The 7,080-nt window shown below is 40.6% G+C and carries 3 protein-coding genes, 1 tRNA gene and 2 rRNA genes (1 of these 6 cut by a window edge); all 6 read left to right on the plus strand.

Translation table 11 applies throughout. The annotated features are described in order from the left end of the window. Positions 1-143 precede the first annotated feature (143 nt). Positions 144-1,565: an NADP-dependent phosphogluconate dehydrogenase gene (gndA, locus tag IGJ90_RS04345; RefSeq protein WP_002355953.1), complete on the plus strand. Its 1,422-nt coding sequence runs from the start codon at positions 144-146 to the stop codon at positions 1,563-1,565. A 157-nt stretch (positions 1,566-1,722) separates the two neighbouring features. After that, on the plus strand, positions 1,723-2,409 hold the full coding sequence (locus IGJ90_RS04350) for a response regulator transcription factor (protein WP_002355954.1): 687 nt from the start codon (positions 1,723-1,725) through the stop codon (positions 2,407-2,409). Positions 2,410-2,419: 10 nt separating this feature from the next. Further along, positions 2,420-3,928: a HAMP domain-containing sensor histidine kinase gene (locus IGJ90_RS04355; RefSeq protein WP_002376241.1), complete on the plus strand. Its 1,509-nt coding sequence runs from the start codon at positions 2,420-2,422 to the stop codon at positions 3,926-3,928. A gap of 642 nt (positions 3,929-4,570) precedes the next feature. Continuing rightward, positions 4,571-6,131, plus strand: a 16S ribosomal RNA gene (locus IGJ90_RS04360). A gap of 79 nt (positions 6,132-6,210) precedes the next feature. Then, positions 6,211-6,283, plus strand: a tRNA-Ala gene (locus tag IGJ90_RS04365). A 176-nt stretch (positions 6,284-6,459) separates the two neighbouring features. Next, positions 6,460-7,080, plus strand: a 23S ribosomal RNA gene (locus IGJ90_RS04370) (it continues 2,292 nt past the right edge of the window). The 16S and 23S rRNA genes sit together here with 1 tRNA gene alongside, the layout of an rRNA operon.

Here is a 7,080-nt window from a genome sequence, read left to right on the forward strand (position 1 = left end):
GTATTTTTTTAAGAAAATATGAAGAAATTGGAAATTTATTGGCACTATATTGTTTTCATATGAAAGATAGTGCGTTATAATAGTGAGGATTATAAGAGAATGCTCATAGAATTTTCGTTGATTATAATATAGGAGGTCATAAAATGACAAAACAACAATTTGGCGTAGTCGGCATGGCTGTCATGGGAAAAAATCTTGCTTTAAACATTGAAAGCAGAGGCTATACAGTTGCGCTGTATAACCGTACAGGATCAAAAACAACAGAAGTGGTTGAAGAACATCCTGACAAAAACTTTCAAGCAACATACTCAATTGAGGAATTTGTGAATGCAATTGAAAAACCTCGTCGAATTATGTTGATGGTTAAAGCTGGACCTGCAACAGATGCGACAATCCAAGAATTGTTACCACACCTTGATAAAGGCGACATCTTAATTGATGGCGGTAATACGTTCTTCAAAGACACAATGCGACGTAATGAAGAACTAGCAAACTCAGGAATTAACTTTATTGGTACTGGCGTTTCTGGCGGAGAAGAAGGAGCCTTGAAAGGACCATCTATCATGCCTGGCGGACAAAAAGAAGCGTATGAGTTAGTTGCGCCAATTCTTGAAAAAATTTCAGCTAAAGCAGAAGACGGTGAACCATGTGTGACTTACATTGGCCCAAATGGTGCTGGACATTATGTAAAAATGGTTCATAATGGGATTGAATATGGGGACATGCAATTAATTGCTGAATCCTACGATTTAATGAAACAAATCTTAGGTTTATCTGTTGATGAAATGGCAGAGATTTTCAAAGAATGGAACGAAGGCGAATTAGACAGTTACCTTATTGAGATCACGGCTGACATTTTGACACGTAAAGATGATGAAGGAACCGACCAACCAATCGTTGATGTTATTCTTGATGCAGCAGGCAACAAAGGAACAGGTAAATGGACAAGCCAAAGTGCGTTAGATCTTGGCGTACCATTACCATTAATTACAGAATCAGTATTTGCACGTTTTATTTCGGCTTACAAAGAAGAACGCGTAAAAGCAAGTGGCATTTTATCAAAACCTGCAGCCTTTAACTTTGCAGGCGATAAAAAAGAATTGATTGAAAAAATTCGCGAAGCATTATACTTTAGTAAATTAATGAGTTATGCGCAAGGTTTTGCACAACTCCGTGCAGCTTCTGAAGAATACGGATGGGATTTACCATTTGGTGAAATTGCAAAAATCTGGCGAGCAGGTTGTATTATCCGTGCACAATTCTTACAAAAAATTACCGATGCATATGAAAAAAATCCAGCACTTGAAAACTTGTTGTTAGATGAATACTTTGTAGAAATTACGAAAAAATATCAACAAGCCGTTCGTGAAGTTGTTGCGATTGCTGTTCAAGCAGGTGTTCCTGTACCAACATTCTCATCTGCAATTGCTTATTACGATTCTTATCGTTCAGATCGCTTACCAGCGAATTTAATTCAAGCACAACGTGATTACTTCGGTGCTCATACGTACGAACGTACAGACAAAGAAGGAATCTACCATTACAGCTGGTACAACGAAGAATAAACATGCTGGAGACCATGAGTGTGGCTCACCATGCTCATGGTTTTACTGTGGCTTAAAAAAGAACCAGACAGATTGAGTAGTAATTCTCTAATAAGTAGTAAGGAATAAAAAGGTTGAGCTTGAGTATAGCTTTTAAAGAGAAAGGACAATTAATCAAATGAGCAACATTTTAATTATTGAAGATGAAAAGAACTTAGCGAGATTCGTTGAGCTTGAATTAAAACATGAGGGGTATACGACAGAAGTACACTACAATGGTCGTACAGGATTGGAAGCCGCTCTTAACAACGAATGGGATGCTATCCTTCTTGATTTGATGTTACCAGAATTAAATGGATTAGAAGTATGTCGCCGTGTTCGCCAAGTGAAAAATACACCAATTATTATGATGACTGCACGTGATTCAGTAATTGACCGTGTTTCTGGCTTAGACCATGGAGCGGATGATTATATTGTTAAACCATTTGCAATTGAAGAATTGTTAGCTCGTTTACGTGCGTTACTTCGTCGTATTGATATTGAGGGCGATAAAAACGTTGCAAAACAAACAACGATTACATATCGTGACTTAACAATTGAAAAAGAAAATCGTGTCGTTCGTCGTAATTCTGAAATGATTGAATTAACAAAACGCGAATACGAATTACTATTAACGCTAATGGAAAACGTGAATGTTGTCTTGGCACGTGATGTGTTACTAAATAAAGTTTGGGGCTATGAAACAGAAGTAGAAACAAACGTTGTGGATGTGTATATCCGCTACTTACGAAATAAAATTGACGTACCTGGAGAAGAAAGCTACATCCAAACTGTCCGTGGAACTGGCTACGTTATGCGTTCGTGAGAACTAATTAATGAAAAGAACGATTAAAAAAGAACTGGAAGGCCCATCTTTAACTATAAAGTGGGCTTTCGCAAGTTCTTTCTTTATATTTGTAGTTTTTACCATTTTTGCGGTGATTACCTATAAGTCTTCTGTCAGTCTTATTGTTGCCAAAGAAAAGGAAAATGTCGAAGCAACGATTGCAGAAGTAACAAATCGATTAGCTAATGCCAATGAAAATTTAACGGTAACAGACGTTTTTGACTATTTAAAAACGCCGAGTGAAAGAGATGAAAACTACTATAATAAGCATACAGCAGTAGAAGGTTCGTTTATGGAAATGGACAGTTTCATATCTGAACTAGGACAACCAGAACTTTATTTATCTGTGTATGACACAAACCAAAAGCTAGTTTTTAAAACACAAAATGAATATGATAAGTTATTACAATTGGATCGACAATTACCTGTTGTTCGAACCGTTTTTGATAAAACTGGTTTTTATTCCGTGGAACCTATTTTTTCAAAAGAAACACGAGAAAAAATTGGCTATATTCAAGCGTTTTATGAACTTTCTTCTTTTTATGAAATTCGTAATCATTTATTATTAACACTTGTAGTTTTAGAAGTGATTTCTCTGATTGTAAGTAGTGTCTTAGGTTTTATCCTCTCTTCTTATTTCTTAAAACCATTAAAAGTATTGAGAGACACGATGGATACAATCCGCAAAGACCCGCAATCAGATGTCCACATGCCGGAGATTAATACGAGAGATGAGTTAGCAGATATCTCGGAAATCTTTAATGAAATGTTAGATCGTATGAGACGCTATATCGAACAACAAGAGCAGTTTGTTGAAGATGTTTCCCATGAATTAAGAACGCCCGTTGCGATTATGGAAGGCCATTTAAACCTTTTAAATCGTTGGGGAAAAGACGATCCTGAAATTTTAGATGAATCATTAAAGGCCAGTTTACAAGAAATTAGTCGCATGAAGAGTTTGGTCCAAGAAATGCTTGACCTTTCACGCGCTGAACAAGTGGACACCCAATATGCAAATGAACGAACAGATGCTAAACAAGTAGTCTACCAAGTATTTAATAACTTCCAATTGGTTTATCCTGAGTTTCATATCACATTAGATGACGATTTACCAACCGAAGTTGAGCTGAAAATCTATCGTAATCACTTTGAACAATTGCTAATTATTCTATTAGATAATGCGATTAAATATTCAACAGATCGAAAAGAAGTGCATATTTCCATTTCTCGAACGATGAATGAATTTGAAATAGCTGTGCAAGATTTTGGTGAAGGAATCACTGAAGAAGACTTGGAGAAAATATTTGATCGATTCTACCGAGTAGATAAAGCCCGTGCAAGAAATAAAGGCGGTAATGGCTTAGGTCTATCGATTGCAAAACAATTAGTCGAAAACTATAAAGGACGTATTGATGCAGAAAGCGTATTACATCAAGGAACGATCTTTAGAATTTTTATTCCAATCGCTGGAATAAAAGACGAGAGCAACGTACAATAAAGTACGTTGCTTTTTTTTACGAATGATTAACGAACATTTCAGTAAGAGAAAAGGGATTATAAGATAAAGAAACGAATGTTTTCTTTGCAGAAAATATTCATCGTTCGAAATTGAAAAAATGTTATTTTTCTGCAAAATAATAGTTGCGTTTTAGAAAAATCCTTGGTATATTAATATCTGTTCTGACAAACAGTTCGTTAAGAAAAAGTTTTAAAAAGTTAAAAATTTTTCTTGACGAAAAGATAAATAACATGTTAGAATAACAAAGTCGTTAAAGAGATTGCTTTTAAATCAATCATTTGATCAAAAAAACTTGTTATAAAATAACAAAAAAGTTTTAAAAAGTTGTTGACAAACAACTGAGATAATGATAAGATATAGAAGTTGTCACAACAGACAACAACAACCGAGCAAAACAACTTGAAAAAAACTTTTAAAAAAGTTCTTGACATTCAAACGAAAGTTTGTTATGATATAAAAGTTGCTGCGAGGTAACGTAGACCTTTGAAAACTGAACAAAGAATAGACGAACCAAATGTGTAGGGCGTCTTGATTCAATTCAAGACAACAAACATTTTTAACAAGCAAGCAATATGCTAGCAAACAAATTGAGCTTAACAATCGCAAGATTGTTCTAACTTTTATTATGAGAGTTTGATCCTGGCTCAGGACGAACGCTGGCGGCGTGCCTAATACATGCAAGTCGAACGCTTCTTTCCTCCCGAGTGCTTGCACTCAATTGGAAAGAGGAGTGGCGGACGGGTGAGTAACACGTGGGTAACCTACCCATCAGAGGGGGATAACACTTGGAAACAGGTGCTAATACCGCATAACAGTTTATGCCGCATGGCATAAGAGTGAAAGGCGCTTTCGGGTGTCGCTGATGGATGGACCCGCGGTGCATTAGCTAGTTGGTGAGGTAACGGCTCACCAAGGCCACGATGCATAGCCGACCTGAGAGGGTGATCGGCCACACTGGGACTGAGACACGGCCCAGACTCCTACGGGAGGCAGCAGTAGGGAATCTTCGGCAATGGACGAAAGTCTGACCGAGCAACGCCGCGTGAGTGAAGAAGGTTTTCGGATCGTAAAACTCTGTTGTTAGAGAAGAACAAGGACGTTAGTAACTGAACGTCCCCTGACGGTATCTAACCAGAAAGCCACGGCTAACTACGTGCCAGCAGCCGCGGTAATACGTAGGTGGCAAGCGTTGTCCGGATTTATTGGGCGTAAAGCGAGCGCAGGCGGTTTCTTAAGTCTGATGTGAAAGCCCCCGGCTCAACCGGGGAGGGTCATTGGAAACTGGGAGACTTGAGTGCAGAAGAGGAGAGTGGAATTCCATGTGTAGCGGTGAAATGCGTAGATATATGGAGGAACACCAGTGGCGAAGGCGGCTCTCTGGTCTGTAACTGACGCTGAGGCTCGAAAGCGTGGGGAGCAAACAGGATTAGATACCCTGGTAGTCCACGCCGTAAACGATGAGTGCTAAGTGTTGGAGGGTTTCCGCCCTTCAGTGCTGCAGCAAACGCATTAAGCACTCCGCCTGGGGAGTACGACCGCAAGGTTGAAACTCAAAGGAATTGACGGGGGCCCGCACAAGCGGTGGAGCATGTGGTTTAATTCGAAGCAACGCGAAGAACCTTACCAGGTCTTGACATCCTTTGACCACTCTAGAGATAGAGCTTTCCCTTCGGGGACAAAGTGACAGGTGGTGCATGGTTGTCGTCAGCTCGTGTCGTGAGATGTTGGGTTAAGTCCCGCAACGAGCGCAACCCTTATTGTTAGTTGCCATCATTTAGTTGGGCACTCTAGCGAGACTGCCGGTGACAAACCGGAGGAAGGTGGGGATGACGTCAAATCATCATGCCCCTTATGACCTGGGCTACACACGTGCTACAATGGGAAGTACAACGAGTCGCTAGACCGCGAGGTCATGCAAATCTCTTAAAGCTTCTCTCAGTTCGGATTGCAGGCTGCAACTCGCCTGCATGAAGCCGGAATCGCTAGTAATCGCGGATCAGCACGCCGCGGTGAATACGTTCCCGGGCCTTGTACACACCGCCCGTCACACCACGAGAGTTTGTAACACCCGAAGTCGGTGAGGTAACCTTTTTGGAGCCAGCCGCCTAAGGTGGGATAGATGATTGGGGTGAAGTCGTAACAAGGTAGCCGTATCGGAAGGTGCGGCTGGATCACCTCCTTTCTAAGGAATATTACGGAAATACACATTTCGTCTTTACTTTGTTCAGTTTTGAGAGGTCTACTCTCAATCAAATAAGTTCGGGGCCTTAGCTCAGCTGGGAGAGCGCCTGCTTTGCACGCAGGAGGTCAGCGGTTCGATCCCGCTAGGCTCCATTGATAGCTTTTGCTATCAGATTCGTTCATTGAAAACTGGATATTGAAGTAAAAAGAATCAAAACAAACCGAGAACACCGCGTTGAATGAGTTTTTTAATAAGTTCAATTGCTTATTTATTGATTAACCTTCTATCGCTAGAAGAAGTAATCAAGACCCAACCGTAAGGTTGATAAGGTTAAGTGAATAAGGGCGCACGGTGGATGCCTTGGCACTAGGAGCCGATGAAGGACGGGACTAACACCGATATGCTTTGGGGAGCTGTAAGTAAGCTATGATCCAGAGATTTCCGAATGGGGGAACCCAATATCTTTTATAGGATATTACTTTTCAGTGAATACATAGCTGATTAGAGGTAGACGCAGAGAACTGAAACATCTTAGTACCTGCAGGAAGAGAAAGAAAATTCGATTCCCTGAGTAGCGGCGAGCGAAACGGGAAGAGCCCAAACCAACAAGCTTGCTTGTTGGGGTTGTAGGACTCCAATATGGTAGTCTGTTAGTATAGTTGAAGGATTTGGAAAATTCCGCTAAAGAGGGTGAAAGCCCCGTAGACGAAATGCTAACAACACCTAGGAGGATCCTGAGTACGGCGGAACACGAGAAATTCCGTCGGAATCCGCGGGGACCATCCCGCAAGGCTAAATACTCCCTAGTGACCGATAGTGAACCAGTACCGTGAGGGAAAGGTGAAAAGCACCCCGGAAGGGGAGTGAAATAGATCCTGAAACCGTGTGCCTACAACAAGTCAAAGCTCGTTAATGAGTGATGGCGTGCCTTTTGTAGAATGAACCGGCG

The organism is Enterococcus sp. AZ129 (assembly GCF_051714505.1).
In the GTDB taxonomy this organism is placed as follows: domain Bacteria; phylum Bacillota; class Bacilli; order Lactobacillales; family Enterococcaceae; genus Enterococcus; species Enterococcus faecalis.